General features: G+C 64.0%; 23 protein-coding genes, 1 pseudogene and 1 riboswitch. Of the genes and pseudogenes, 9 read left to right on the top strand and 15 right to left on the bottom strand.

Going from position 1 to position 24,927, the window contains the following annotated elements:
• The first annotated feature begins 52 nt into the window (after positions 1-52).
• Entirely contained in the window at positions 53-934 is an 882-nt protein-coding gene (gene pdxS, locus B047_RS0106935; RefSeq protein ID WP_018466229.1) for a pyridoxal 5'-phosphate synthase lyase subunit PdxS, read from the top strand.
• A 90-nt stretch (positions 935-1,024) separates the two neighbouring features.
• Positions 1,025-1,609, top strand: a complete 585-nt coding sequence (gene pdxT / locus B047_RS0106930; protein WP_026234675.1) for a pyridoxal 5'-phosphate synthase glutaminase subunit PdxT — start codon at positions 1,025-1,027, stop codon at positions 1,607-1,609.
• Between the two features lie 28 nt (positions 1,610-1,637).
• Here the strand turns inward: pdxT and B047_RS0106925 are convergent, their stop codons facing one another.
• The 3 genes and pseudogenes from B047_RS0106925 to B047_RS18385 form a co-directional block, all read right to left on the bottom strand.
• Positions 1,638-2,045, bottom strand: coding sequence for a c-type cytochrome (locus B047_RS0106925; RefSeq protein WP_157205840.1), 408 nt, complete (start codon positions 2,043-2,045; stop codon positions 1,638-1,640).
• Positions 2,046-2,062: 17 nt separating this feature from the next.
• A complete protein-coding gene (locus B047_RS18390; RefSeq protein ID WP_018466226.1) occupies positions 2,063-2,464 on the bottom strand; it encodes a hypothetical protein in 402 nt (133 codons plus the stop codon).
• A gap of 127 nt (positions 2,465-2,591) precedes the next feature.
• Positions 2,592-2,678, bottom strand: a pseudogene (locus B047_RS18385) (hypothetical protein); the annotation flags it as partial.
• Positions 2,679-2,984: 306 nt separating this feature from the next.
• Between B047_RS18385 and B047_RS0106915 the strand changes: the two are divergent.
• The 4 genes from B047_RS0106915 to B047_RS0106900 all read left to right on the top strand — a co-directional run bounded on the left by B047_RS0106915 (position 2,985) and on the right by B047_RS0106900 (position 6,886).
• The gene (locus B047_RS0106915; RefSeq protein WP_018466224.1) at positions 2,985-4,085 is read left to right on the top strand and encodes an aromatic ring-hydroxylating oxygenase subunit alpha; all 1,101 of its coding nucleotides are present in this window, start codon (positions 2,985-2,987) and stop codon (positions 4,083-4,085) included.
• Between the two features lie 72 nt (positions 4,086-4,157).
• On the top strand, positions 4,158-5,012 hold the full coding sequence (locus B047_RS0106910; protein WP_026234674.1) for an ABC transporter substrate-binding protein: 855 nt from the start codon (positions 4,158-4,160) through the stop codon (positions 5,010-5,012).
• Between the two features lie 10 nt (positions 5,013-5,022).
• Positions 5,023-6,120, top strand: coding sequence for an amino acid ABC transporter permease (locus tag B047_RS0106905; protein ID WP_018466222.1), 1,098 nt, complete (start codon positions 5,023-5,025; stop codon positions 6,118-6,120).
• Between the two features lie 22 nt (positions 6,121-6,142).
• Complete coding sequence (locus B047_RS0106900) at positions 6,143-6,886, top strand: amino acid ABC transporter ATP-binding protein (protein WP_018466221.1); 744 nt, start codon at positions 6,143-6,145, stop codon at positions 6,884-6,886.
• Positions 6,887-6,955: 69 nt separating this feature from the next.
• Here the strand turns inward: B047_RS0106900 and B047_RS0106895 are convergent, their stop codons facing one another.
• The 11 genes from B047_RS0106895 to hisS all read right to left on the bottom strand — a co-directional run bounded on the left by B047_RS0106895 (position 6,956) and on the right by hisS (position 20,247).
• Positions 6,956-7,363, bottom strand: a complete 408-nt coding sequence (locus tag B047_RS0106895) for an acyl-CoA thioesterase (protein ID WP_018466220.1) — start codon at positions 7,361-7,363, stop codon at positions 6,956-6,958.
• A 9-nt stretch (positions 7,364-7,372) separates the two neighbouring features.
• Positions 7,373-8,362, bottom strand: a complete 990-nt coding sequence (nrdF, locus tag B047_RS0106890) for a class 1b ribonucleoside-diphosphate reductase subunit beta (RefSeq protein ID WP_018466219.1) — start codon at positions 8,360-8,362, stop codon at positions 7,373-7,375.
• Entirely contained in the window at positions 8,359-10,674 is a 2,316-nt protein-coding gene (metE, locus tag B047_RS0106885; RefSeq protein WP_026234673.1) for a 5-methyltetrahydropteroyltriglutamate--homocysteine S-methyltransferase, read from the bottom strand. The genes nrdF and metE overlap by 4 nt, the downstream gene beginning before the upstream one ends.
• Positions 10,675-10,918: 244 nt before the next feature.
• Positions 10,919-12,997, bottom strand: a complete 2,079-nt coding sequence (gene nrdE / locus B047_RS0106880; protein ID WP_018466217.1) for a class 1b ribonucleoside-diphosphate reductase subunit alpha — start codon at positions 12,995-12,997, stop codon at positions 10,919-10,921.
• A complete protein-coding gene (nrdI, locus tag B047_RS0106875; protein ID WP_018466216.1) occupies positions 12,978-13,349 on the bottom strand; it encodes a class Ib ribonucleoside-diphosphate reductase assembly flavoprotein NrdI in 372 nt (123 codons plus the stop codon). Before nrdI ends, nrdE begins: the two co-directional genes overlap by 20 nt.
• Before the next feature lie 152 nt (positions 13,350-13,501).
• Positions 13,502-13,644: riboswitch (adenosylcobalamin (AdoCbl) riboswitch) on the bottom strand.
• A 79-nt stretch (positions 13,645-13,723) separates the two neighbouring features.
• Positions 13,724-14,590, bottom strand: coding sequence for a serine hydrolase (locus B047_RS0106870; protein WP_026234672.1), 867 nt, complete (start codon positions 14,588-14,590; stop codon positions 13,724-13,726).
• A 3-nt stretch (positions 14,591-14,593) separates the two neighbouring features.
• A complete protein-coding gene (locus tag B047_RS0106865) occupies positions 14,594-15,391 on the bottom strand; it encodes an HAD family hydrolase (RefSeq protein ID WP_026234671.1) in 798 nt (265 codons plus the stop codon).
• Positions 15,388-16,203 carry an HAD family hydrolase gene (locus B047_RS0106860; RefSeq protein ID WP_018466213.1) on the bottom strand — a complete coding sequence of 272 codons (816 nt, stop codon included), beginning with the start codon at positions 16,201-16,203 and terminating at the stop codon, positions 15,388-15,390. Before B047_RS0106860 ends, B047_RS0106865 begins: the two co-directional genes overlap by 4 nt.
• 16 nt (positions 16,204-16,219) lie before the next feature.
• Complete coding sequence (locus B047_RS0106855; RefSeq protein WP_018466212.1) at positions 16,220-17,125, bottom strand: PhzF family phenazine biosynthesis protein; 906 nt, start codon at positions 17,123-17,125, stop codon at positions 16,220-16,222.
• On the bottom strand, positions 17,118-18,863 hold the full coding sequence (gene aspS, locus B047_RS0106850; RefSeq protein WP_018466211.1) for an aspartate--tRNA ligase: 1,746 nt from the start codon (positions 18,861-18,863) through the stop codon (positions 17,118-17,120). The genes B047_RS0106855 and aspS overlap by 8 nt, the downstream gene beginning before the upstream one ends.
• 112 nt (positions 18,864-18,975) lie before the next feature.
• Positions 18,976-20,247: a histidine--tRNA ligase gene (gene hisS / locus B047_RS0106845; protein WP_018466210.1), complete on the bottom strand. Its 1,272-nt coding sequence runs from the start codon at positions 20,245-20,247 to the stop codon at positions 18,976-18,978.
• Between the two features lie 294 nt (positions 20,248-20,541).
• Here hisS and B047_RS0106840 point away from each other — a divergent pair, with 294 nt between their 5' ends.
• The 3 genes from B047_RS0106840 to B047_RS0106830 all read left to right on the top strand — a co-directional run bounded on the left by B047_RS0106840 (position 20,542) and on the right by B047_RS0106830 (position 24,397).
• A complete protein-coding gene (locus tag B047_RS0106840) occupies positions 20,542-22,266 on the top strand; it encodes an ABC transporter substrate-binding protein (protein WP_018466209.1) in 1,725 nt (574 codons plus the stop codon).
• 62 nt (positions 22,267-22,328) lie between these two features.
• Complete coding sequence (locus tag B047_RS0106835) at positions 22,329-23,357, top strand: ABC transporter permease (RefSeq protein WP_026234670.1); 1,029 nt, start codon at positions 22,329-22,331, stop codon at positions 23,355-23,357.
• A complete protein-coding gene (locus B047_RS0106830; RefSeq protein ID WP_026234669.1) occupies positions 23,357-24,397 on the top strand; it encodes an ABC transporter permease in 1,041 nt (346 codons plus the stop codon). The genes B047_RS0106835 and B047_RS0106830 overlap by 1 nt, the downstream gene beginning before the upstream one ends.
• Positions 24,398-24,479: 82 nt before the next feature.
• Here B047_RS0106830 and B047_RS0106825 read toward each other — a convergent pair whose 3' ends face one another.
• The gene (locus tag B047_RS0106825; protein WP_026234668.1) at positions 24,480-24,839 is read right to left on the bottom strand and encodes a hypothetical protein; all 360 of its coding nucleotides are present in this window, start codon (positions 24,837-24,839) and stop codon (positions 24,480-24,482) included.
• Between the last annotated feature and the right edge of the window lie 88 nt (positions 24,840-24,927).

The raw sequence follows: 24,927 nt of genomic DNA, 5'->3' as shown, positions 1-24,927 counted from the left end.
GTGTTCATTGGTGCTTTTTTCGGGCCAGAGGGGAGGCTAGACTCGTCTTGCTATGCAGATTGGGACCCTTCGTGTCAAGACTGGCTTTGCCGAGATGTTCAAGGGTGGCGTGATCATGGACGTGACCAACGCCCAGCAAGCGGAGATCGCCGAGGAGGCCGGCGCCTGCGCGGTGATGGCCCTCGAGCGCGTCCCCGCCGACATCCGGGCCCAGGGCGGAGTAGCCCGCATGTCCGACCCCAAGATCATCAAGGAGATCATGGCTGCGGTCTCTATCCCCGTGATGGCCAAGGTCCGCATTGGGCACTTCGTGGAGGCGCAGATCCTCGAGGCCCTCGGCGTAGATTTCATCGACGAGTCGGAGGTGCTCACCCCCGCCGATGAGTCCTTCCACATCGACAAGCACGCCTTCAAGGTGCCCTTTGTGTGCGGTGCGACCAACATCGGCGAGGCCCTGCGCCGCATCGGGGAGGGGGCGGCCATGATCCGCACCAAGGGCGAGGCCGGCACCGGCAACGTCGTCGAGGCCGTGCGCCACGCCCGCAGCGTGCTGGGCAGCATCCGCCAGATCCAGGCCATGCCTGTCGAGGAGCTCATGACCTTTGCCAAGGAGCACGGAGCCCCCTATGAGCTGGTGCGCTGGGTCCACGACAACGGCAAGCTCCCGGTGGTCAACTTTGCCGCCGGTGGCGTGGCTACCCCCGCCGACGCCGCGCTGATGATGCAACTGGGCATGGACGGGGTCTTCGTGGGTAGCGGCATCTTCAAGTCGGGTGACCCCAAGAAGCGTGCCCGCGCCATCGTGCGCGCGGTGACCCACTACAACGACCCGGCCATCTTGGCCGAGGTCTCCGAGGATCTGGGCGAGCCGATGGTGGGCATCAACCTCGACGAGCTGCACGAGGAGGAGCGGCTCGCCAAGCGTGGGTGGTAACCGCCGAGCGCCATCTGCCCCGATTGGTATGCCCTGCGGGTCGTGCCATTGGCCCTTGACCCGCTTGGCTTTACGTCCCAGCATTGAGGTGTGAGAGTCGGGGTTTTGGCCCTGCAAGGGGCGTTCAGGGAGCACAAGCGGATGCTCGAGCGGCTGGGAGCCGAGGTGGTGGAGGTGCGCAAGCCTGAGCAGCTCGAGGACCTCCAGGGGCTGGTGGTACCGGGGGGGGAGTCCACCACCATCGGTAAGCTAGCGCGGGAGTACGGGATTGACGAGGCGGTGCGCCAGCGGGTAGAGGAGGGGAGCCTGGCGGTTTGGGGCACCTGTGCCGGGGCCATCTGGCTGGCCAGGGAAATTCCCCGCTACCCCGAACAGCCCCGCCTGGGCCTGATGGACATCGCGGTCGAGCGCAACGCCTTCGGGCGCCAGGTGGACAGCTTCGAGGAAGAGCTACAGATCAAGGGACTGTCCAGCCCCTTCCACGCGGTTTTCATCCGTGCGCCCGCCATCGTGCGGGTTGGCCCCGACGTCGAGGTGCTGGCCCGCCACGCTGAGGCCAGCGTGCTGGTGCGCCAGGGCAAGCTGCTGGCCTCGAGCTTCCACCCCGAACTCACGGGGGATAGCCGCCTACATAGCCTGTTTCTCGACATGGCAAGCAGCCCTGTGACGACCTGACGCCCCCGTCGGTGGTGGGGCTGCTGCTTCAGGGCTTGAGAAACTGAACTTGCTTGAGCGATCCGGCCTCGAGGTCCTTCATACCCGCGGGATAGCCGTTGGCCTGGAGGATGAAGGCCAGTAGGTCGAGCACCTGGGCTTCCTGGAGGGTTCCCGCCCGCCCCAGGGGCATGCGGGTGGCGATGTAGCGACCCAGTTCTTCAGCGCTGCGCCCGCCCCACCGGGCCAGGAAACGGGGACCGGACAGGGGCGGGCCGTAGCGGCCCTCCAGCTTAGGCCCGTGACAGGCGGCGCACTGCTGGAGGGCGAGGACCCGACCCCGCTCGGCCTGAGCCTGGGAGTACCAACCGGGGAACACCCCGAAGTGAGCGTGCCCACCGTGGGCAAGGGCCAGGCACAGCCCCAGCAGGGCGAGGACTAAGGCGATGCGCAACACGGCTTCACCTAGCGCCCTCACTCGCCCGCTTTGAAGTCGGTGTAGACAAGCTGGTAGGCGTTGGCCCTGGCGTCGTAGGTGACCTTGAAGCGGGTGGGGTAGAGGGTCTTGCGGCCCACCGTGGCCGGGTGGCTGACCTCGAGGTCGAGGTTCTGCTGCTTGAGTAGGAACTCCCGCGTGATCATGGGTTCGCTAAAGAGGTACTTGCCCCAGTAGAAGCCCGAGATCAGCACGTACTCAAACAGCCCCGGCTTGAGCTGGCCCGGCGCGTTGAACTCGCTCAGGGGCAGGCCGTGGAAGCCCATCATCGGCACGCAGAACTCGGCGGCGTTGGCGCCGGGGGGCACCGCGGGGGCGTAGCCCTTGGGGGTGAGCTCGAGGGCGGGCGGGGTGAGGTCCTTGCAGTCGATCTCGGCCACCTCGCTTGTGGGGATGCCGAAGAAGTGGAAGTCGAAGTGGGGGGTCAGGAGGGTGACCGAAAGGCTCCCACCACAGCTCGAGGTGATCGAGGAAGGTGCGCTTCTTGACGACCTCGGGGAAGTCGAGGGTGACCTCGGGACCGAAGCCTGGTCCACCTTCGGCTGGGGGCTTGTCACCCGGAGCGGGCAAAGGGGCCTTTTCGACGGCGCTCATGGGAAGGGAGATGCCCGCCTCGAGCACCTCTCCCTTGGCGTCGAGCCTAGCCCAACTCGAGACCTTAGCTCCAAAAAGCGTGGCCTCCTGCCCGGCCACGACCCCGCCCTGGCTCTGCGCCCACACAGCTACTGCGCCCAGACCAAGTGCCATTACCGCAAATAGTTGCCCAAATGCTTTTGTGCATAACCTTCGATCTCCTTTCCTTCACAGCCGCGTTGCGGCTGCAAGGCTAAAGGTAGACGTTGGGGCGTTATGTAACCGTTATATTCCCACGGCTTCTCTCCTGGCGCTACACTCTGGGCTATGAAGCCCAAGCTCGACGTTCATCCCGATATCTCCGAGGCCTCGACCCTGCCCGCGGCTTTCTACAAGAGCGCGGAGTTTTACGAACGGAGCAAAGAGAAGATCTTCGCCCGTAGCTGGCAGTGGGTGGGCGACACCGACGAACTCAAGGCCCCTGGCACCGTCAAGCCGCTGACGCTGCTGGAGGGCTGCCTGGACGAGCCCATCGTGATCACCCGCGACTACGACGACCGGCTGCACGTACTCTCCAACGTCTGCACCCACCGGGGCATGCTGGTGGCCGAGAGCGGCGATCAGAACGCCCGCTACCTGCGCTGCCGCTACCATGGCCGGCGCTTTGGCATGGACGGCTGCTTCCAGGCCATGCCCGAGTTCGAGGGGGTGCGGAACTTCCCCAGCGAAAAGGACAACCTGCCCAGGATCCCCTTTGCCCTGTGGGGCCAGGACAAGTGGTTGTTTGTCTGTCTCGAGCCCCTCCTGTCGCTGGATCAGCTGCTAAAGCCCATCCAAGAGCGCGTAGGCTGGATGCCTTTCAGCCAGTTCTACTTCGATCCCAGCCGTGCCCGCGACTACCTGGTACGGGCCAACTGGGCGCTGTACTGCGATAACTACCTCGAGGGCTTTCACATTCCCTATATCCACGCCTCACTGGGCGCCGCCATCGACTACGGCAGCTACAGTTCCGAGATCTACGAGTGGTGCAACCTGCAACTGGGTATAGCCAGCGGCGGGGAGGGTTGCTTCGACCTGCCCAAGGACTCCCCCGACTACGGCATGCGCATCGCGGCTTACTACTACTGGGTCTTCCCCAACCTCATGCTCAACTTCTACCCCTGGGGGCTCTCGATCAATGTCGTGCGGCCCCTGGGGCCCGAGCTGACCAAGGTCTCCTTCCTGCCCTATGTTTGGGACGCTTCGCGGCTGGAGCAGGGTGCCGGTGCGGCCTTAGACCGGGTCGAGCGGGAGGACGAGGTGGTGGTGGAAGCCGTGCAGAAAGGGGTGAAGTCGCGCTTTTACGACCGGGGGCGCTACAGCGTCAAGCGCGAGCAGGGGGTCCATCACTTCCACCGCCTGTTGGCGCGGGTTTTGGGAGAGGACTGAGCTTGCTGCCTTGCTTGACGCTGCCCTGAAGCTTCGGTATTGTGGCGGCGAGTTCTGACATGGAGGAACCCTATGGCTAAACGCTGGTACGCGCTTGTAGGCATGGCGGTGGTGGGGGCCGTGGCCCTCTTGGGGGTGCAGGCCCAATCCGCCACCAAGATCGGCGACTGTGAGCTTTACGGTAAGAGGGGGGAGTTTCCCATCACTCCGGTGACCCCCGGCGTCCTCACCGTGCAGACCAACTTGCCGGCTCCGGGTTGGTGGAACGGCGATACCCCCGAGACCATCAAGAGCGGCTACGAGTACTGCCTGGCGGCCAACATCGCCCATCGGGCCGGGTTGAGCCAGGTCAAGATCGTCAACGTCTCCTTCGACGCGCTGGTGGCCGGCCAGACCAGAGCCTTTGACCTGGCCCTCTCACAGGTCACCATCACCCCCGAGCGGGCCAAGGTGGTCGATTTCTCGCCCGCCTACTTCTCCTCCGACCAGGGTCTGCTGGTGCGCAAGGGCACCAAGGTGAACTCCAGCAACATCAAGACCCTGCGCATCGGTGTGCAGCAGGGCACCACCGCGGTGGACTTCGTGAAGAACGTGCTCAAGGTGCCTGCCGCCAACGTGCGGGTTTTCCCCGACACCCCCAACATGTTCACCGCCCTCCAGGCCCGCCAGGTGGACGTGGTGATGCTGGACACCGCCATCGTGCTGGTGCAGGCTCGGCAGTCGGGTGGGGCGCTCGAGGTCGTCGGACAGTACAAGACCGGCGAGGAGTACGGGGCCATCTACCCCAAGAACTCGCCCAACAAGGCCGCCCTGGACCGCATCTTCAAGGCCCTGGAGGCCGAGGGTGTCTTTAAGAAGCTCTCCCAGGCCTACCTCTCCAAGGAGTTCGGTGGCGACCCCAGCGCCATCCCTTACCTCAAGCCCTGAGACCTGAGCCGTGAAGCCAATCGATCCGAACCAGGGGCGCTCGAGCGCCCCTTCGATTCCGAAGGATCCCACCCCCCTGGCCCTTTGGGCGCTGGCGGTATGCCTCCTGGTGATCTTGCTGGCCTGGAGGGTGCTGCTGAACCTGTACCGCATCCTCGAGCGCAACCACTTGGCCGGGACGGGGGTGGAAGCGCTGTTGGTGCTGGTGGGGCTGCTGCCGCTGCTGTTGCTGCTGCCGGTATGGCGTGGCTTTAGCAATGCGGGCCAGGCTCGCGCTGCGCTGGCGGTGAAAGACCTCATCACCACCCGCGTGAAGACCGCTGAAGCCCGTGAGTGGGCCCAGTACGCCATCGGCTATGGGGTGGCGGTGCTGCTGGTGTTTCTGGCCATCCAATTCCTGCTGGCCAACGACGGGGCGGTGGGCTCGACCTTCTTCCGCCTCGAGCTCATCCGCGACTCCTTCGAGCTGGTGCTGAAGGCCTTCTGGAAAAACGTCTGGATGTTCTGTGTGGCCGAGGTGCTGATCCTGATCTGGGGCCTTGTCATCGCGGTAGCCCGCATGATCCCGGGCCGGGCTGGGCAGCCCATCCGCTTCCTGGCCACGGTCTACACCGATGCGTTTAGGGGGCTGCCCACCATCATCAGCATCTACCTCATCGCCCTGGGGCTGCCGCTGGCCAACGTACCCATCGTGCGCGACTGGCGTCCGGAGTGGCTGGCGATCCTGGCGCTGACCATGAGCTACGGGGCCTACGTGGCCGAGGTCTACCGCGCAGGCCTGGACAGCATTCACCCCAGCCAGTGGTCGGCAGCGCGCAGCCTGGGCCTGAGCTTTTCCCAGACCCTGCGCTTCGTGATCATCCCCCAGGCGGTGCGGCGCATCATCCCGCCCCTCCTCAACGACTTCATCGCTCTACAGAAGGACACCGCGCTGGTCAACGTGGTGGGAGTTATCGACGGCTTTAACCAGGCCAAGATCATCGCTTCCAACAAGTTCAACCTCTCCGCCGTGACCACGGTGGCCATCTTGTTCATGATCATCACCATTCCCCAGACCCGCCTCGTCGACCGCCTGCTCGAGCAGGAGAAGCGACGCACCAGGGGCTGAGCACCTTACGAAGGACGAACACATGAGCTTTCTGGAAATTCGCGACGTGCACAAGCGCTACGGCGAGCTCGAGGTGCTCAAGGGCATCAACCTCAAGGTCGAACAGCACCAGGTGGTGTGCTTGATCGGGGCCTCGGGCTGTGGCAAGAGCACCCTGCTGCGCTGCATCAACGGCCTCGAGGTCATCAGCGCGGGGGAGATCCGGCTCGAGGGCGACCGCATCAGCGGTCCCGGCGTCGACCTCGACCGCTTGCGGCGCAAGGTGGGGATTGTCTTCCAGAGCTTCAACCTCTTTCCCCACATGAGCGTGCTGCAGAACGTCACCCTGGCCCCCGTGCAGGTGTTGAGGATGCCCAAGGCCGAAGCCGAGGCCAAGGCCATGGAACTCCTGAGGCGCATCGGGCTCGAGGCCAAGGCCAAGGCCTACCCCGACCAGCTCTCCGGCGGGCAGCAGCAGCGCGTGGCCATCGTGCGGGCGCTGGCCATGGACCCCCAGCTCCTGCTCCTCGATGAGATCACCTCGGCCCTAGACCCTGAGCTGGTCTCAGAGGTGCTGAACCTGCTGCGAGAGCTGGCCGCCGAGGGCATGACCATGGTGCTGGCCACCCACGAGATGAGCTTTGCCCGCGAGGTGGCCAGCAAAGTGTGCTTCCTCTACCAGGGCGTCATCCACGAAGAAGGCCCGCCCGAGCAGATCTTCGGCGATCCCCAGCAAGAGCGTACCCGCGCCTTCCTGAGCAAGATCATCGAGGCTGGGCGTCTATGAGCGATCAGGTCATACCACGCGCCGCTCGGTGTTCCATCGAGTCTCGCTCCGGCTGTGGGGGGTTTTGCGCTAAGGGATCGACCGACGCGGGCAATCCTCCTCGAGCGGCGGCACGGGAATAGGCCGGCCGTCGGGGCCCACCGCCACCATCACGAACCCGGCCCGGCAGGCCAGCACGCGCTCTGCCTTGTCCATGGGCTCGACCCACATCTCTACCTCCAGCCGCATCGAGGTGTGCCCGGTGGACTTCACCCAGGCCACCAGCTCCACGATCGAGCCTTGGGGGACGGGGTGGCGGAAGTCGAGGGCATCAGCGTGCACCGTGACCACCTTGCTCCTGGCATGGCGGGTCGCGGCCACGAAGGCTGCCTCGTCCATCCAGGCCATGGCGGTGCCGCCGAAGAGGTTGCCGTAGTGGTTGGAGTCGCCCGGTAGCACCAGGTGTACGGCGCGGGTGACCTTATCAGAAGAAATCATGCCCCTCCTTCAGAACACGAAGTCCTCGTCACGTAGAGGCTCGACCCGGGTGGCCTTGACGTAGCCGTTGCCCTTGGTGGAGAAGAAGTCGTGGTTCTTGGTCTCGGTGCGCAGTCCGGCCAGCACCACCGGGTTGACTTGCTCCTCGCCAATGCCGAAATAGGGCTCCAGACCTAGGTTCATCAGGGCTTTGTCAGCGTTGTAGCGGCAAAAGAGCGTCACCTGCTCCTCCAGCCCAACGGGCGTGTACAACTCAGCGGTGTAACGTGCCTCGAGCTGATCGAGTTGCTCGAGGATGCCCAGTGCTTCCTGGCGCGCTTCGAGCTGAGCTCGGTGGCTAAAACGCTCGAAGACTCCTTGGGCCAGCAGCCCCACGTAGACCCCGTGGATGGACTCGTCGCGGATGATCAGGTTGATGATCTCTCCCGAGTTCACCAGCTTGCCCTGTCCGGCCAGGAGCAGCGGGTAGAAGAAGCCTGAGTAGAACAGGTAGGACTCGAGAAAAACGCTCGTGCACAGGGCAAGGTAGAGGCTCTTCTGGCCCCAGACGCTGCAGTAGCGCTCGTGTACAAGGGCCAGCTTTTCCTGCAAGAGGCGGTTGTGCTTCACCCACTCGAAGATCTCCTCGATGCACTCCGAGGTGCACAGCGTCGAGAAGATGCTGCTGTAGCTCTTAGCGTGCATGTGCTCCATGGCCCCCATGAAGCCCATCACCGCCCTGACCTGGGCGCTACCCATGTGCTGCGAGAGCAGGGGCATTCCTACACTGCCCTGTTCGGTATCCAGCAGGGTCAAGGCCCCCAGCACGTGCTCGTAGAGCCGCTGCTCTTGGGGAGAGAGGGTCATCCAGGTGAGCTTGTCGTCGGATAGGGGGATCTCTTCATCTACCCAGAACTGCCGCACATTCTGGTCCCAGAACATCTTAGTGTAGCCGTCTTCGGGCCGGTTCCAGTTGACCGCGCTGAAGGGGCTTTGTGGGTTAGGGAGGAGTTCGTTCATAAAGACTCCTGTGGGTTGAGAGAAAGTTCTGCCTGCCTCCGAAGCTGTCGTGCGGCTTCAACAAGGTTGATCAGGGCTGGCTTAACCTCTTCCCATTTGCGGGTTTTCAAGCCGCAGTCGGGGTTGATCCAGATCTGATCGGGGGCCAGGTGCTTTTGGGCCTTCTCCAAAAGCTCCACCATCTCAGCCACCGGCGGCACCCGCGGGGAGTGGATGTCGTAGATTCCGGGCCCGATTTGGTTAGGGTACCGGTAGGAGACAAAGGCCTCGAGCAGCTCCATCTTCGAGCGCGAGGCCTCGATGGAGATCACATCGGCGTCCATATCGGCAATGGACTCGATGATATCGTTGAACTCGGAGTAGCACATGTGGGTATGGATCTGCGTTTCATCGGCCACCCCCGAGGCGCAAAGCCGGAAGCACTCCACCGCCCAGGCCAGGTAGCCCTCCCATTCAGACCGGCGCAGTGGCAGGCCTTCCCGCAGGGCCGGCTCGTCAATCTGGATGACGCGGATTCCGGCTCGCTCGAGGTCGGCCACCTCATCCCGCAGGGCCAGGGCGATCTGGCGGCAGACCTGTTCGCGCGGAAGATCATCGCGCACAAAAGACCACTGCAGCATGGTCACAGGCCCGGTCAGCATGCCCTTGACCGGCTTTGAGGTAAGGGACTGGGCGTAGCTCGCCCACTCGAGGGTCATCGGACGGGGGCGCGAGACATCGCCAAAGAGAATCGGGGGGCGGACGTAGCGTGAGCCGTAGCTCTGAACCCAACCGTGCTGGGTAAAGGCGTAGCCACGGAGCTGCTCGGCGAAGTACTGCACCATATCGTTGCGCTCGAACTCCCCGTGCACGAGGACATCCAGGCCGATCTCCTCCTGCCAGCGCACTGCCTCCTTCACCTTGCTTTTGAGGAAGTCCGTGTAATCGGCGGTGCTCAGCTCACCCCTGGAGAAAGCCGCCCGGGCCTTACGGACCTCGCCGGTCTGGGGAAAAGAGCCGATGGTGGTGGTGGGGAAAAGGGGCAGCCCAAGGTGGGCCTGTTGGGCCTCGCGGCGCAGCGGGAAAGGGCTTTTGCGGCGGGTCATCTCGGGCGTGACCTGTGCGAGGCGCTCTTGCACCTTAGGGTCGTGAATCTTGGCCGAGCTACGGCGCGCGGCCACCGCCGCTGCCGAGGCGGCCAGCTCGTCTTTTACCGCTGCTCGCCCCTGGTTGAGGGCCCGGCCTAGGATCGAGAGTTCCTCCAGCTTCTGTACCGCAAAGGCTAACCAGCTCTTCAGCTCCGGGTCGAGGGCGGTTTCCAAGGAGAGGTCTATCGGCACGTGCAGCAAGGAGCAAGAAGGGGCGATCATCACCCGCTCTTCTCCCCGCGCCTCCACCACCGGCTCCAGCCGCTCGAGGATGGCGGATAGGTTCGCCCGCCAGACGTTGCGTCCATCGATCACCCCAAGGGAGAGGGTGAGTTCCCTTGGTGCCTTGAGAAGAACCGGCTCGAGCTCGCCCGGAGCGCGCACCAAATCGAGGTGCACCCCGGCTACCGGCAGCGAAAGCGCGAGCTCGAGGTTCTCCCCGTAACCGCCAAAATAGTTGGTCAGGAGAAGCTTAAGGCCCGGCACCTCCTCGGCCAGAGCTGTGTAAGCCCTGCGGAGGGCACCTTGGCTGGCCTCGTCGAGCTCGAGCGAGAGCACCGGCTCGTCCATCTGCACCCACTGGGCGCCGTGGCTGTGCAGTCGGCGCAGCACCTCGGCGTAAACCGGCAAGAGGCCCTCGAGCCAGTCGAGCGGGTTTAGGGCCTTGTCCTTGCTTTTGGCGAGCTTGAGGTAGGTTACCGGCCCCAACAACACCGGCCGGGTCTCATAACCCAAGGCTTTGGCCTCCAGGTACTCGTCGATGGGCTTGGTAGAGGCCAGTCGGAAAGTCTGGTTGGCCTCGAGCTCCGGCACCATGTAGTGGTAGTTGGTGTCGAACCACTTGGTCATCTCGAGCGCGGGCAGCCCCCGGGTTTCGCTGCCGCGGGCCATAGCGAAGTAGAGCTCGAGCGGGACCTCTCCGCCTTTCCACCCATACACCGCTGGAATTGCCCCGACCATAACGCTGGTGTCGAGCACATGGTCGTAGAACGAGAAGTCGTTGCTGGGGATATGGGCGATGCCCAGGGCGTGTTGCCTGGCCCAGTTGGCCTTACGCAGCGCGCGCCCAACTTCCAGCAGGGTGGATTCGGAAGTTTTGCCCGACCAAAAATTCTCCAAGGCGAACTTGAGTTCGCGTTTGGGACCGATCCTTGGAAAACCTAGATTGCCGATTAAAACAGACACAACAACTCCTTTCCCGGAACTCCGAGAAGTGATTCCTCGTAATCCGTCCTTACCTTGCAAAGCGGTTATCATACCGGATTCAAAAAGATAATCACCCAAACCAAAGACCTTCAGAGGCTATCTTTTTGAATCCTAGAGCACACCCCTCCCTGACGGTCGGCGAAGAAAGCGTACCCCTTCGGTCGGCTGCCCCGCCTTGGCGGGGCGGCGTTCCCATTCGGGAACGAACTGACCGAATCTGGTATCACACCGCGCAGCTCGTGCACTCCTCCACCGAGAGGTTCTTGGTGCGGGTGTAGTAGAGGCTTTTGAGGCCTTTCTTCCAGGCGTAGACGTAGAGCCGGGCCAGCTCGCGGGTGCTGGTCTCGCTGGTCACATACAGCACCGTGCTGATGCCCTGGTCCACGTGGGGCTGAATCTCGGCCACCAGGTCAATCAGGCGGTACATGTTCATGTGGTAGGCCGACTTGTAGTACCAGTAGGTCTCCTCGGAGAGGAACGGCACGGGGTAGTAGGTGGTGGCGTTGCCGTAGGTGCGGGTCTCCACCACGTCCACAATGGGGGCGATGGAGGGGGTGGCGTTTTGGATGTAGCTGATGCTGGCGGTAGGGGCAATCGCCAGGCGGTAGGCGTGGTAGAGGCCGTGTTCGGCTACTGCGGCCTTGAGCCTGGCCCAGTCGGCGGGGGTGGGCAGGGCGATGCCCTCGAAGAGGCGCCGCACGGCTTCGCTGCGTGGGCTATAGTCTTCGCTTAGGTAGGGCTCGAAGTAGGCCCCGCTGGCGTAGTCGGAGCGCTCGAAGCCCTCAAAGCGCACCTTGCGCTCGCGGGCGATGTGCATGGAGCGCTCTATGGAGTAGAAGTTCACCGCGGCGAAGAAGCTCCTAGCGAAGTCGCGGGCCTCCTCCGATTCGTAGCGGATGCGGTTTTTGGCCAGGTAGCCGTGCAGGTTCATGGCCCCCAGGCCCACCGAGTGGAAGGCCCGGTTGGCCTGGCGCACCCCGGGGGCGTTCCTCACGTCCGAGAGGTCGCTCACCGCGGTGAGCATGTCCATGGCGGTGTGCACGCTTTCCCTCAACTGCCCGGACTCCATCACGTTCACGATGTTCAAGGAGCCCAGGTTGCAGCTGATGTCGTAGCCGATCTGGTCGCCCTGGCCGTAGTCGCCGATGATGGAGGTGGTCTGGAGCTGGAAGATCTCGGTGCAGAGGTTGGACATCTTGATCTGCCCGAGACCCTTGAGCGGGTGGGCCCGGTTGGCGTTGGACTTGTAGATGAGGTAGGGGTAGCCGGACTCGAACTGGGTCTGGGCGATGCGGGTGAGCATGTATCGGGCCGAAATGGGGCGCTTCTTCACCGCGGGGTGGGCGACGAGCTCTTCGTAGCGCCGGTCCAGGTCCATGTCGTCCAGGTGCTCTCCAAAAGCCTGGTAGACCGAGTAGGGGGCAAAGACGAAGAAGTCCTCACCCCGCTCGGCCAGCTCAAAGAACTTGCTTGGCACCACGAGCCCCAAGGAGAGGGTCTGGAGGCGGCTTTTCTCGTCGGCGTTGATCTTCTTGGTGTCGAGGAACTCCTCCACATCCCAGTGGAAGATGTTGAGGTAGACCGCCCCGGCCCCCTTGCGCTGGCCCATCTGGTCGGCGTAGTTGAAGGCGTCCTCGAACAGCTTGGCCACCGGCACCACCCCCTTGGCCGCGTGGGCCACGCCCTTGATGGGCTCCCCTCGAGCCCGCAGCTTGGAGAGGTTGATGGCCACCCCTCCGCCGATCTTGGAGAGCTGCATGGCGGTGTTGAGGGTGTAGCCGATGGAGTTTAGGCTGTCGTCGAGCTCGAGCAAGAAGCACGAGACCAACTCCCCGCGCCTTGCCCGGCCCGCGTTCAAGAAGGTGGGGGTGGCGGGCTGGTAGCGCCCTTCCATCATGGCCCGCACGTAGGCGCGGGCTTTTGCTACGTCGCCCTGGGCTAAGTGCAGCGCCACCGCCAAAACGCGCTCCTCGTAGCGCTCGAGGTACTGCTCCTTGTCGTCGGACTTCAAGGCGTAGTCCTTGTAGAACTTGGAGATGGCCATGAAGCTGGCAAAGCGGAAGCCGTAGCTGTAGGCCAGATCGGAGAGCTCGAGCAGGTCTTCCTTCCGGTACAGCCGGAAGAAGTCCTCGTAGTAGCCCTCGGCGATGAGGGCCTGCAGGCGCTCGAGGGGCCCGGGGAAGCGCCGGAGCTTCCGGCTTACCTCTTCCTCGAAGGCAGATACGGCCTCGAGGTCTTTCTCGAGTTGGAAAAACCCATCCCGCTTTTGCAGGACTTCGCTGTTAAGCTCGAGGTAGCGCAAGCGCCCTCACCCCTTCCCAAAAACGCACGACGTCCTCTGCGCGCCCTGCGAGTTCGAACTTGTGGATCACCTCGAAGCCGAATGCCGCAGACAGTCGATCGGCGGCTTTGGCGTAGTTGGAACCCCAGTTGCGGTTGCCGCTGGCCGCGACCGCGCGGATGTGGGCCTGGTTGCGCCGGGCGAAGCGCTCGACCTCAGGGGGTACCTGGCCCAGCCCGGTGGTATAGGTCAGGAGCACGCAGGGCTCTTCTACCTCCTCCTCGCCTGTAGCAATCCGCAGCAGCCTGGGCGTGGGTAGCTTGCGCACGAAGCGCTCGACATTGCCGGTCTTGGAAGCATAGACGATGAGCAAGGATCACCTCGGAATCGGGTCGATGGTCGATGGCTATACGGTCGTACGCAAAACGCAAGGCGTCCAACGTACGACGTAGAGTGCAAGACGCCGGATTTATGTGCGTCTTTATCGCTTTACGTGGAGTTTAGCTGTAGAAGATTCACCTTGGCCATCCTTTCCGCCCCTGACGCGGGGGCTAGGATAGGGTTTGGGCAGGCATTCGGACTGATGGGGCTTCCCCCCAATCACCGTTGCGCGACAGTGGCGGATTCACACCGCACTTCCCCTGTCTCCAAACCCAGAAACCACATCTTGTGGCTTCTGCGAACAAGCCTACTATAGGTTGGGGTTACTGTCTATAGTCGGGGGCAGAAGGGTCGGTGGGCGGGTGCTCAGCTCAGGCGGTGCTGGTAGAGCACCGAGGCGATCTTGCCGATGAGCAGCACGGCCGGGTGATCGGGGTGGAAGCGGGGGTCAACCTCGGTTTCGGTGAGCACCACCAGCGAGTAGGCCAGGTTGTCCTTGGCCAGAATTCCCGCGTCGTGACGGCACTGGCGGATCTCACCCGACTTGGAGTAGAGCCTGAAGGGGGCTTTGCCCTCCTCGAGGTCGTCAAGGTCGGCGGGCAGGTAGCGCAGGAAGAAGGTCATCTGCTGCTTCGAGAGGATCGAGAGCGCGGTCTGGGTGGCCTCTGGCGAGAGCAACTCGCCGTGCCACAGCCGCTTGAGCAGCAGGCCCAGATCCTCGGCGCTTACCGTCGAAGCTTCCCCCTTGAGGCGTCGGGGGTCGGGGCGATCGTCGGGCAGGGAGAGCATTCCTGCGCTGTAGGTGTTGTGCCAGCCCTGAGCCCGGTAGTAGGCGTTGAAGGGTTCCTTGTGCCCGAAGTAGTCCAGCACTACGTTGGTGGCGGTGTTGTCGCTGACGACGATCATCAGCGTGAGCAGGTCGAGCAGGGGCAAGGAGAGCCCATGAGTACCGGCATCGCCGGGGGCCGGATGGCCCTTCACTAGCGAGAGCTCCTTGAGCACCCCCGAGCCCCCCGCCACTGTCTCTGGCTTGACCCGCACCGCCTGGCGCAGGTCGGTGCCGGTGCTCAGCGCGTAGCAAAGCATGGGCAGCTTGATGGTGCTCGCCGCCAGCACCTTCCAGTCGGGGTTGTGGGCGTAGTGCTCGTGGCTGTGCAGGCTCTCCAGCCAGATGCCCACCTTGCCGGGGAAGCGGCTTACCAGCTGCTGGATCTCAGCCCACATCGCAGGCATGGCTTACCTCCTTGCCAAGCACAGTCTAACCGCCTGGGCGAAGCCGTCCTCCTCGAGCCCGGCCACCACCACGCTGGCGGCCTCGCGGACGACCTCCTCGGCGTTGCCCATGGCGATGCCCAGCCCCACCTGCTTTATGGCCTCGAGGTCGTTGAGGCTGTCCCCGATCATCGCCACCTCCTCCATCGCCAGGCCGTAGCGCTCGGCCATCCAGCGCAGGGCGCTGGCCTTGGAGGTGCCCTTGGGGTCGGCCACCGCCACCACCTCGCCCTCGCCCACCAGGTACTCCAGCCAGTCCAGTCCCTCCACCGCCGTGATCGCCTGGCGTAGGTCGTTCCAGAGCTGCCCGTCGAGGACGAAGACCCCGCCCACGCAGGGCTCAGGCAGCTCCAGCAGGTCGATGCGCTGGTAGCTCACCCCCATGCGCTCGGCGAAGCGGTGTAACTCGCGGGGGGGATTCTCACTGTAAAGCCGTCCCGAGGCTCCTGAGACGTAGAAGGGTAAGCCCTGTGCTCTCGAGTGCAACACCATGCGGCGGTAGGTCGAAGGAGACATGGCCACGCTGTGAACCAATGTAGCCCCCTGGGTGATGAGGCTGCCGTTGCTGAAAGCGTGGTAGCCCTGGGGTTCCATCTTGAGGGCATACTCCAGGCCATAGCCCCCGAAGGGCCGCCCCGTGACCACCGCGAAGCGCATCCCCGCCGCCTTGGCTTCCTCCACCGCCTGCCAGGCCGAAGCAGGGACTCCTTGGCTCGGGTGCACGAAGGTCCAGTCCAGGTCGACGCCGATCAGGCGGATCACGACCGGCCCTCGGCAGCGGCCACCCACTCCAGCGCCTGGGCCAGGCCGCACTCTTCCACCCGGCCCACCACCCGCTTCGAGCGCTCCTTCACCGACTGGGGGGCGTTGCCCATGGCGATGCCTACTCCCGCGGCCAGGATCAGCTCGAGGTCGTTCTCCCCGTCTCCCACCATCGCGCAGTGCTCCAGCCCCAGGCCGTAGCGCTCGGCCACCCAGCGGGCGGCGCTGAGCTTGGACACTCCGGCAGCCGTCACCGAGTTGAAGCCGATCCCCGGCACGCCGGGGCTGGTGGCCTCGTGGAGCTCGGCCCCTTCGATGCGCTGCACCCGCCCGCGCACCTCCTGCCATTGCCCTTCCAGCGGCGTAACGTACTGCACCCGGATCACCTCGCCAGGCGGCTGATCCAGGGGGGCGACCTTGGCCATGAAGCCCAGCATCCGCTGATGGGCCTCGAGGTCAGGGTGGTTTTGTTCGATGAAGAAGCCCCCGTCGGCGGTGTACACCTCGAAGGGGATGGCATATTCTCGGCTCAGCGCCAGCAGCTCACGGTAGGCCTCCGGGGAGAGAGGGCTGGATTTGATCACCTGCCCATTCCCCGCCACGACCACCGCCCCCGACTCGAAGATGTGCAGGCCCTCGGGATCGATGCGCCGGGCGTATTCCAGGGCAAACCCCCGCCCAGGCCGCCCGGTACAGAGCGCCAGATGGATGCCCGCAGCCCTGGCTTTCTGCGTGGCCTCCCAGGCGCACTCAGGCACGCCGTCCGGCCCATAGAGCGTGCCGTCGACGTCGATGAGTACCAACCCAATCATCTAGAGTTCCCCCAAATCAGATCTCCAGTATCCCCGACTCCACCAGCACCGCCCTTCCGCCGAAGAAAACCCGCTGCAATTCGCCGCTGGGGGCATACTCCACCCGCACCTCGACTTGGCCAGGAACCCCTAGCTTGTGCCCTTGCAGGATGGTGAGCTGAACCTCTCCCTCCCAACGCGGCACCACCCCGGCCCTAGCCAGCAAGGCCCCCAGCGCTGCGTTGGCCGAGCCGGTCACCGGGTCTTCGGGGATGCCCAGCAAGGGGGCGAAGTCGCGGGCGTAGAAGCTGCGCGGTCCCAGCGGGGCATAGGTGTGAACTGTCGCGACCTCCAGTGCCGCGCACAGCTCGCTCAGGTGCTCCATGTCGGGCTCGAGGTCGTCGAGCAGCCCCGGAGCCACAAAGGGCAAGAACAGCGACCACAGCCCGGTGAAGGCTACCCCGTAGGGCAATCCCCGGTGGAGGTAGCGCTCGTTGGCGCCCAGGGCTTCGGTGAACTCCTGGATTTTGCGCCACAGGGGAGGGTCGCGGAAGCGGGGAGCCGGCCCGCGCACCACCGCTTTGGCCGGTTCGCCGTTCTCGTAGGCGATCTCCACCGGCAAGGTCTCGGAGGCTGCCCGCAGGTAGAGCTTCTTGCTGCCCTCGGGCACGCGGCCTTCGCGCACGAGGGTCAGGGCCAGCGCTACCGCGGCGTGGCCGGCGAACTCCACCTCGCCCGAAGGCGTGTAGTAGCGCACCTCGAAGCCCATCCCCTCCCAATCGGTGACGAAGGCCACCTGGGGTTGGTCGAGCTTGAGGGCTACCTGGCGCATCTGCGCCGCGCTCATGCCGCGGGCGTCGAGCACCAGGGCGATGCGGTTGCCGGCCCCCGGCGTTTCGGCGAAGGCGTCCACCAGCAGATAGGGGAGACCGGATCTAGCCATTGGGGGTCCTCAAGGCGATACCCAACTCGGCGAGCTGAGCCTCGGACACCGGGCTGGGGGCCTCGGTCAGCGGGTCGCGGCCCTCCTTGTTCTTGGGGAAGGCGATGACCTCGCGGATGGAATCCTCTCCCGCCATGTTGGCCACCCAGCGGTCCAGCCCCCAGGCGATGCCGCCGTGAGGGGGGGCTCCGTAGGAGAGGGCCTCGAGCAGAAAACCAAATTTCTCCCGCGCCTCCTCAGGCCCGATGCCCAGCAAGGCGAACATCCGTTCCTGCAACTCGCGCCGGTGGATGCGGATCGAGCCCCCACCTACCTCCGTGCCGTTCATCACCAGGTCGTAGGCGTAGGCCCGTACCTTGCCGGGGTCGCGCTCGAGCAGCTCGAGGTCCTCAGGGTTAGGCGAGGTGAAGGGGTGGTGCATGTAGGTCCAGCGCCCGCCCTCCTCGTCCCACTCCAGCAGGGGGAAATCCACCACCCACAAGAAGCTGAAGCCCTCGCCGATGAGCCCCAGGCGCTTGCCCAACTCCAGTCGCACCGCCCCCAGGCTCTCCACGCTCTTGCGCCAGGGCCCTGCCACGAAAAGCACCGTCTGGCCCTCCTCCAGCCGTACCCGCTCTTTTAGCCCCTCGGGGATGAACTTGGCAATCCCACCGCTGAAGGCCCCGCCTTCGTAGCGGCTCCAGGCCAGTCCTGCTGCTCCCTTGCCCTTGGCGATGGCCTCGAGCTCCTCGATCTCCCGGCGCGAGAGCAGGGCAGGGGCTACCAGCGCCTTGACCACCTCGGCTGCCGCAAAGGCGCGGAACTCCCCGCCCTTGAACAGCTCGCTCACGTCGCTCAGCTCCAGCCCAAAGCGCAGGTCGGGTTTGTCCGAGCCGTAGCGGTTCATGGCCTGGGCGTAGCTCATGCGGGGGAAGGGGATGGGGAGCTCGAGCCCCAGCGTTTCCTTGAACACGTAAGCCGCCAGGCGCTCGTTGAGCTCGAGGATGTCGTCTTGCTCTACAAAGGACATTTCCAGGTCGAGCTGGGTGAAGTCGGGTTGACGGTCGGCTCGCAGGTCCTCGTCGCGGAAGCAGCGGGCGATCTGGAAATAGCGGTCGTAGCCCGCCACCATCAGCATCTGCTTGAAGAGTTGGGGCGATTGGGGCAGGGCATAAAACTGCCCCGGCTGCAGGCGGCTGGGCACCAGGAAGTCCCGGGCCCCCTCGGGCGTCGAGCGCGTCAAAAAGGGGGTCTCCACGCTGATAAAGCCTTCCTGGTCGAGAAAGCGGTAGATTGCCGCCACCACCTTGTGTCGCAGGCGCAGGTTGTGCTGCAAGCTGCGGCGGCGCAGGTCCACCACCCGGTAGCGCATGCGGATTTCCTCGGAAACGGCCTGGTCCTGTTCGCCCCGCCAGCCCGCGTCGATGGGGAAGGGGGGCGTTTTGGCCTCAGCCAGCACTTCCAACTCCTGGGCCAGCACCTCCACCGCGCCCGAAGCGATCCGGGGATTGAGCTGCTCGGCCGGACGAGCCCTCACGCTGCCCGTGACCCGCACCACCCACTCCGAGCGCACCCGATCGGCTTGGGCGTAGGCCGGGCTCTCTGGTTGGACCACCACCTGTACGAGGCCTTCCCGGTCGCGCAGGTCGATGAAGATCAGGCCACCCAGGTCGCGCCGCCGGTTGACCCAGCCCTCCAGGACTACCTGCTCGTTGATGTTCGACGTGTTGACGTTGCCGCAGTAGTGCGTCCGACGCATGGTGAATAGTTTACTGTTCAAAGCGCTGTTATGAGTTCGACTCAGGCAAAGAAATTTGTCACGAACTAGACTTATCGTGAAACTTATCACTTAACGCAAAATCAAGCCCACCTCAAGCCAAATACCCGGCCAGCTCGGTAGGGGAGAGCTCAAGCTGGGTGCCGCTGCGCAGGTTTTTGAGTGCCACCACCCCCCGCTGCCGCTCACCCTCGCCCAAAAATGCGGCGAAACGCGCGGATTTCTTGAGCGCTTCCTCGAGCCCCTTGCGCGGGTTCTTAGGCGCATAGGCCATCTCGACCCGGAAGCGGGGCCGCAGCCCCTGGGCTATCTGCAAGGCCTCGAGCAGGGCCGCCTCGTCGAGGGGCACCAGGTAGAGGTCGGGTGCGGGATCGGCGGGGATCTCTACCCGCTCCTCCTCCAGCGCCAGCGCCGCCCGCTCGACACCGATGCCAAAGCCCACCCCCGGTACCCTCGGCCCGCCTAGCATCTCCGAAAGCCCGTCGTAGCGACCCCCACCGCCCAGCGCCGACTTGGCCCCGATGCGGCTGTGGTGGATCTCCCAGGCCGTGCGCACGTAGTAGTCGAGCCCCCGCACGATGCTGGGGTCGATGCTGAAGGGCACCCCGAGCCTCTCGAGGTACCCCACCACCCGCTCGTGGAAAGCCCTGGCCTCGGGACCCAGAAACTCCAGCATCGGCCTGACCCCAACCTCGGCCACGATGCGCTGATCGGCCTCGCTCTTGGAGTCGAGGATGCGCATGGGGTTGGACTCCAACCGCACCCTCGAGTCCTCCGAAAGCGCTTGGGCATGGGGGCGGAACAGCCCGCGCAGGTAGTCGTTGTAGCGCACCCGGTCTTCCGGGTCGCCCACCGAGCCCAGCTTGACCTCGAGGCCCTTCAGCCCCAGCTCCTCGTAGATCTGCACCATCAGTGCGATGGCCTCGGCGTCTATGAGGGGATCGGCAGAGCCCAGGGCCTCGTAATCGACCTGGTGAAACTGCTTGTAGCGACCCCGCTGGTGGCGCTCAGCGCGGAACATGGGCCCCCAGGTGAACAGCCGCACCGGCTGGGGCCAGACCTTCATGCCGTGCTGGTTGTAGGCCCGCACGATGGAGGCGGTGGGCTCGGGGCGCAGGGACAGCACCCGCCCGCCCCGGTCCTCGAGGGTGTACATCTCCTTTTTGACCACGATATCCGAGGTGATCCCCACCCCCTTCTGCAGCACCTCGGCGTACTCGAAGATGGGGGTGTAGATCATCTGGGCTCCGCTCGAGCGCAACACCCGCTCGGCGGTCTGGACGATGTAGCGGAAGACCGGCTCGCGGAAGGAGTATTCCTTGCTCTGGGCGAAGATATCGTTGGTGCCAGGAACCGAAGTTAGCATGAGCGCCATTCTAGCACCGCGAGCAGGCCCACTCCGACGGCTTTAGATGGGACTGAAGTGAAGGTTGGCCCAGGTTCTACTCAAGCCAGCTCCTCATTCTGGAGTTGTCGTCCTGGTGGGTTTAGTCCCAATACACATCCACCAAATGGTGGAAATTGCATTCGGTCAAACCTGCTGTTAGGCTTAGCCCGTGCCTGGATACCAAAAATGCAGACGGACCTGCTTGGGTCCAGGTGTTCGTGTAGCGGATAGCGACTAACCCCTGTCGCCATCCACCCCAAAACGGAGGCACGTATGCGAAAAACCTTTTTGGCCGGTGCCCTGGTCCTCGCTGCGGGAGCAGCGTTGGCCGCGGTGCCCAACAACACCCTGCTGATCATGACCAGCGCCGACATCGCGACCCTCGACCCCACCATGGTCTACGACACCGCCTCGGGTGAGATCGCCGAGAACATCTACGAAACCCTGGTGACCTACAAGGGTCGCAGCGTGTCCGAACTCGAGGGCCTGTTGGCTACCTCCTGGAGCATCTCGCCCGACGGTAAGACCTACACCTTTACCCTGCGCAAGGGCGTGAAGTTCCACTCTGGCAATGAGTTCACCTGCGCCGACGCCGAGTACAGCTTGCGTCGCAACCTGGTCACCAACAACCACGACTCGGGCAACTGGTTCATCGCCGAGAGCTTGCTGGGCACCTCCGGCAACGCCGAGGACGACCCTGAGAAGGTCACCTGGGCCAGGATCTCCAACGCCGTCAAGTGCAACGCCCAGGGTCAGCTCGTGCTCACCCTCCCGGCCCGCGACCCCGCGCTGCTGGTCAAGCTGGCCTACACCGGCCAGGCCATCGTCGACAAGAAGCACGCCATCTCCATCGGCGAGTGGGACGGCACCGAGGCCACCTGGAAGCAGTGGGTGGGCAAGGACCTCAACGACTCCAACCTCTCCAAGCGTCCCAGCGGCACCGGCGCTTACCAGCTCGTGCGCCGCGACTCGGCCAACATCGTGCTGCGGGCCTTTGACGGCTACTGGGGTGGTAAGCCCAAGCTCGAGAACGTCATCGTACAGGTCGTAGCCGAGCAGGCCACCCGCCTCGAGGCCCTGAAGAAGGGCGATGCCGACTTCGTAGAGACCGGTGGCCGTCCGACCCTGTCCCAGCTGCAGGGTGTGCCCGGCATCAAGATCTTCGACGGCATTCCCAACAACTCCGCCAGCGCCATCTTCATGAACGAGAACATCAAGGACCCCGCGGTCCTGGGCTCGGGCAAGCTGGATGGTAAGGGCATCCCGGCCAACTTCTTCGCCGACGTCAACGTACGCAAGGCCTTCTCCTACTCCTTCGACTACGACCGCTACATCAAGGAAGTGCTTCTGGGCAAGGGCACCAAGCGCACCATGCTGCTGCCCGACAGCTTCTTCGGCTACGATTCCAAGGTTAAGACCTACACCTACGATCCCAAGCAGGCCGCGGCCTTCTTCCGCAAGGCCTTCGGTGGCCAGCTCTGGCAAAACGGCTTCGTGCTGCGGGCCAGCTACCGCGCCAACTCGGTCCCCTCGCAGACGGCGATGGAGATCCTCAAGACCAACATCGAAAAGCTCAACCCCAAGTTCAAGGTCGAGCTCCAGCCCAAGCCCTGGTCTGAGTTCCTCCGTTCCAGCCGCGAGGGCAAGGAAGCCATGATCCTCATCGGCTGGGCTCCCGACTACGCCGACCCCGACAACTTCCTCTATACCTTCTACCACTCCAACGGCTTCTACAACCCCCGCACCAACTTCAAGGACGCCCTGCTCGACAAGCTACTCGACCAAGCCCGCCAGACCATCGACCCCGCCAAGCGCAAGGCGCTGTACAGCCAGGTGGGGCAGCGGGCTTACGAGCAGGCTTACTACATCCTGATGCCCGCAGGCGTCGGCTTCGTGGCCTACCAAGATCGGGTGAAGGGCCTGGAGGAGAACTACAACATCATGTTCTCCGGCATCACCGGCAACTACTGGAGGGTCTTGAGCAAGGCTGGTCTGTAGTACCCTGCTGGCCCCGCGTCCTGCTGGCGCGGGGCCGCTTTTTTCGATCTGAGGAACATTGGATGACCGCTTTTATCCTTCGTCGTTTGATGGCTTTGCCGCTGGTGCTCTTGGCTCTTTCGCTGGCCATCGTGGGGTTGTTGCAATTCCTTTCCCCGGCTGAGCGGGCGGCGGCTTTCGTCACCAACGAGAACCAGCTACGTAACCTCGAGGCCATCATCCGGGAAAAGGGGCTCGATCAACCGTTCCATATCCAGTACTGGAACTGGTTGCGCGAGGCACTGCGAGGAAACCTGGGCTTCTCCAAGGCTTCCAGCCAACCGGTGCTCCAGACCATCGCCGAGCGCTTCCCGGCCACCGTGGAGCTGACGCTTTTTTCCCTCTTTCCCATCCTGGGCTTTGGCATCTGGTTAGGAACGAGGGCGGGCCTGAACAAGGACAGGTTCATCGACCAGTTCACCCGGGTCTTCACGGTGATCACCAACAACATCCCCACCTTCGTGCTGGGTATCATCCTGCTGGTGATCTTTTACGGCCTGCTGGGTATCGCGCCCGGCCCCGGCCAGCTGTCACCCGAGAACCAGGTCAACCTCATCATCAACCCAATTCCCCGCGTCACCGGCATGCTCAGCATCGACGCGCTGCTGGCGGGCAACTGGCCGGTGTTCTGGGACGTGCTACACCACATGTTCCTGCCGGTGATCACCCTTTCCACCGTGATTACCGCGGGCATGATCAAGGTGATGCGCTCGAGCCTCATCGAGGTGCTCTCGCAAGACTATGTACGCACCGCTCGAGCCAAGGGGTTGCCCGAGCGCACCGTCAACCTCAAGCACGCTCGGCGCAACGCGCTCATCCCCGTGGCCACCATCGGCGGCTTCGTGGTGCTGGGGTTGCTGTCGGGGGCGCTGTTCACCGAGACCATCTTCGCTTGGCCGGGCATCGGGAGCTGGGGGGCCGAGACCGCCACCCGCTTCGACGTACCGGGCCTGCTGGGCTTTGCCCTACTGAGCGGGATCTTGACGGTGCTCGCTAACTTGGTGGTCGATATCATCTATGCCCTGATCGATCCGAGAGTGAGGTTCGACTGATGAGCGCCGCTTCTGCCGCCCCAAGCGCTCTACAGCGCGAAGGCTTCTGGAACTCGAGGCTCATGCGGCGCTTCCGCCGCAACCGCTTGGCGGTCTTCGGCCTCTTCCTGGTGTGCCTATTCTTACTGGTGGCCCTGTTCGCCCCCCTGCTGGCGCCTCCACCCCCGGTGGGCAACAACTGCCTGCGCGACGTGGGGGCCACCACCCCCGCCGAGGCCATCACCCCCACCAACGGTAGCTTCTGGCGGCTGATGTTCGCTGCCCCGGCGAGCTGCTACCAGATCGCCCGCATCAACTTCAGCCAGATCCCCTCGCCCCCCCTCAAGCCCATCCAAACCGAGGCTGGGGAGGTACGCCCCCTCTTCGGCACCAGCAGCGGCTACGACGTGTGGTACGGCATCGTTTGGGGTACGCGCACCGCGCTGAAGCTGGCTGTCACGGTGGTCTTCTTTCAGCTCCTCATCGGAATTACCCTCGGTGCGATATCCGGCTACTTTGGTGGGTGGATCGACAACCTCATCCAGCGTCTCATCGATGTGATCTTCGCCTTCCCGAGCCTGATTCTGGTGATCGTGATCACCTCCTTGCTGGGAAAGAGCCTGACTTTCATCATCCTGGCCTTCGTGTTGGTGGGTTGGGCGGGGTATGCCCGTATCATGCGCGGGGAAGTGCTCAAGACGCGCGCACTGGAGTTCGTGGATGGGGCCAGGGCTTTGGGGGCCAGCGACTGGCGCATCATCTTCCGCCACGTCATCCCCAACTCCCTCACCGCCATCACCGTCATCGCCGTGCTCGACCTGGGGGCCATCCCGCTGACGGCGGCGGCTTTGTCCTTCCTGGGCATCGGCTTGCCGCCGGGCTACACCGACTGGGGGCAGCTCATCAGCTTCGCCCGCGCTTGGATTCAGGGGACGGCGGAGAACCGGCTGGAGTACTGGTACGTGTCCTTTTTCCCGGCCATCACCATCATCCTCTTCGGCCTGGGATGGAACCTGCTGGGCGATGCCCTGCGCGACGCCTTAGACCCGCGCGAGCGCTGAGCCTCGATTAGGCGAAACCTCCCAGGAAGCCCTGGGAGGTTTTTCATACCAGATGGGGTGTGCTCTTTGAATCCGGTATCATTCAGCCCGGCAGGGTGATGAAGGTGGGGTTGGGTGCGGTCATGGCTTCTTCCCGCTCCACCTTGGCTACCACGGCCTCGGCCCCGCTTCCCAACGCCCTGATCAGGCGCTCACGGCTCACCCGGCGGCCCTCGAGCACGTAGGTGTAACCGTGGCGGTGGAAGGTGATGACGAAGGGCAGGCCGTTGTGGTAGCGCAGCACGGTGTTGTTCTTCCGCGCCAACCTGGACATTCGGCTAATCGCCCTGACCCTGGCGTAAGCCCTGCGTTGGTAGCTCCAGGGGGCTACGAAGCTGACGAAGAGCAGCGCCATCACCACGGCTGAGGCGATCACTAAAGGAGCTGCAACTTCAGGCGTCATAGCTCGAAGTATACGCGGACGCTACGAAGCCGGCCGGCTGGCTTAAAGGGAAGTTAAGTCGGCTCGAGCGGAGGGAAACACTTGAATA

Origin of the sequence: Calidithermus timidus DSM 17022, from assembly GCF_000373205.1 — a bacterium.
Lineage (GTDB): Bacteria > Deinococcota > Deinococci > Deinococcales > Thermaceae > Calidithermus > Calidithermus timidus.
This window is presented reverse-complemented; position numbering and strand designations above follow the sequence as displayed.

Excerpts from the sequence above, each read along its gene's own strand:
- pdxS (WP_018466229.1), top strand. The coding sequence starts at position 53 with ATGCAGATTGGGACCCTTCGTGTCAAGACTGGCTTTGCCGAGATGTTC.
- B047_RS0106915 (WP_018466224.1), top strand. The coding sequence starts at position 2,985 with ATGAAGCCCAAGCTCGACGTTCATCCCGATATCTCCGAGGCCTCGACC.
- B047_RS0106910 (WP_026234674.1), top strand. The coding sequence starts at position 4,158 with ATGGCTAAACGCTGGTACGCGCTTGTAGGCATGGCGGTGGTGGGGGCC.
- B047_RS0106900 (WP_018466221.1), top strand. The coding sequence starts at position 6,143 with ATGAGCTTTCTGGAAATTCGCGACGTGCACAAGCGCTACGGCGAGCTC.
- B047_RS0106895 (WP_018466220.1), bottom strand. The coding sequence starts at position 7,363 with ATGATTTCTTCTGATAAGGTCACCCGCGCCGTACACCTGGTGCTACCG.
- nrdF (WP_018466219.1), bottom strand. The coding sequence starts at position 8,362 with ATGAACGAACTCCTCCCTAACCCACAAAGCCCCTTCAGCGCGGTCAAC.
- B047_RS0106870 (WP_026234672.1), bottom strand. The coding sequence starts at position 14,590 with ATGCCTGCGATGTGGGCTGAGATCCAGCAGCTGGTAAGCCGCTTCCCC.
- B047_RS0106860 (WP_018466213.1), bottom strand. The coding sequence starts at position 16,203 with ATGATTGGGTTGGTACTCATCGACGTCGACGGCACGCTCTATGGGCCG.
- B047_RS0106855 (WP_018466212.1), bottom strand. The coding sequence starts at position 17,125 with ATGGCTAGATCCGGTCTCCCCTATCTGCTGGTGGACGCCTTCGCCGAA.
- aspS (WP_018466211.1), bottom strand. The coding sequence starts at position 18,863 with ATGCGTCGGACGCACTACTGCGGCAACGTCAACACGTCGAACATCAAC.
- hisS (WP_018466210.1), bottom strand. The coding sequence starts at position 20,247 with ATGCTAACTTCGGTTCCTGGCACCAACGATATCTTCGCCCAGAGCAAG.
- B047_RS0106840 (WP_018466209.1), top strand. The coding sequence starts at position 20,542 with ATGCGAAAAACCTTTTTGGCCGGTGCCCTGGTCCTCGCTGCGGGAGCA.
- B047_RS0106835 (WP_026234670.1), top strand. The coding sequence starts at position 22,329 with ATGACCGCTTTTATCCTTCGTCGTTTGATGGCTTTGCCGCTGGTGCTC.
- B047_RS0106830 (WP_026234669.1), top strand. The coding sequence starts at position 23,357 with ATGAGCGCCGCTTCTGCCGCCCCAAGCGCTCTACAGCGCGAAGGCTTC.
- B047_RS0106825 (WP_026234668.1), bottom strand. The coding sequence starts at position 24,839 with ATGACGCCTGAAGTTGCAGCTCCTTTAGTGATCGCCTCAGCCGTGGTG.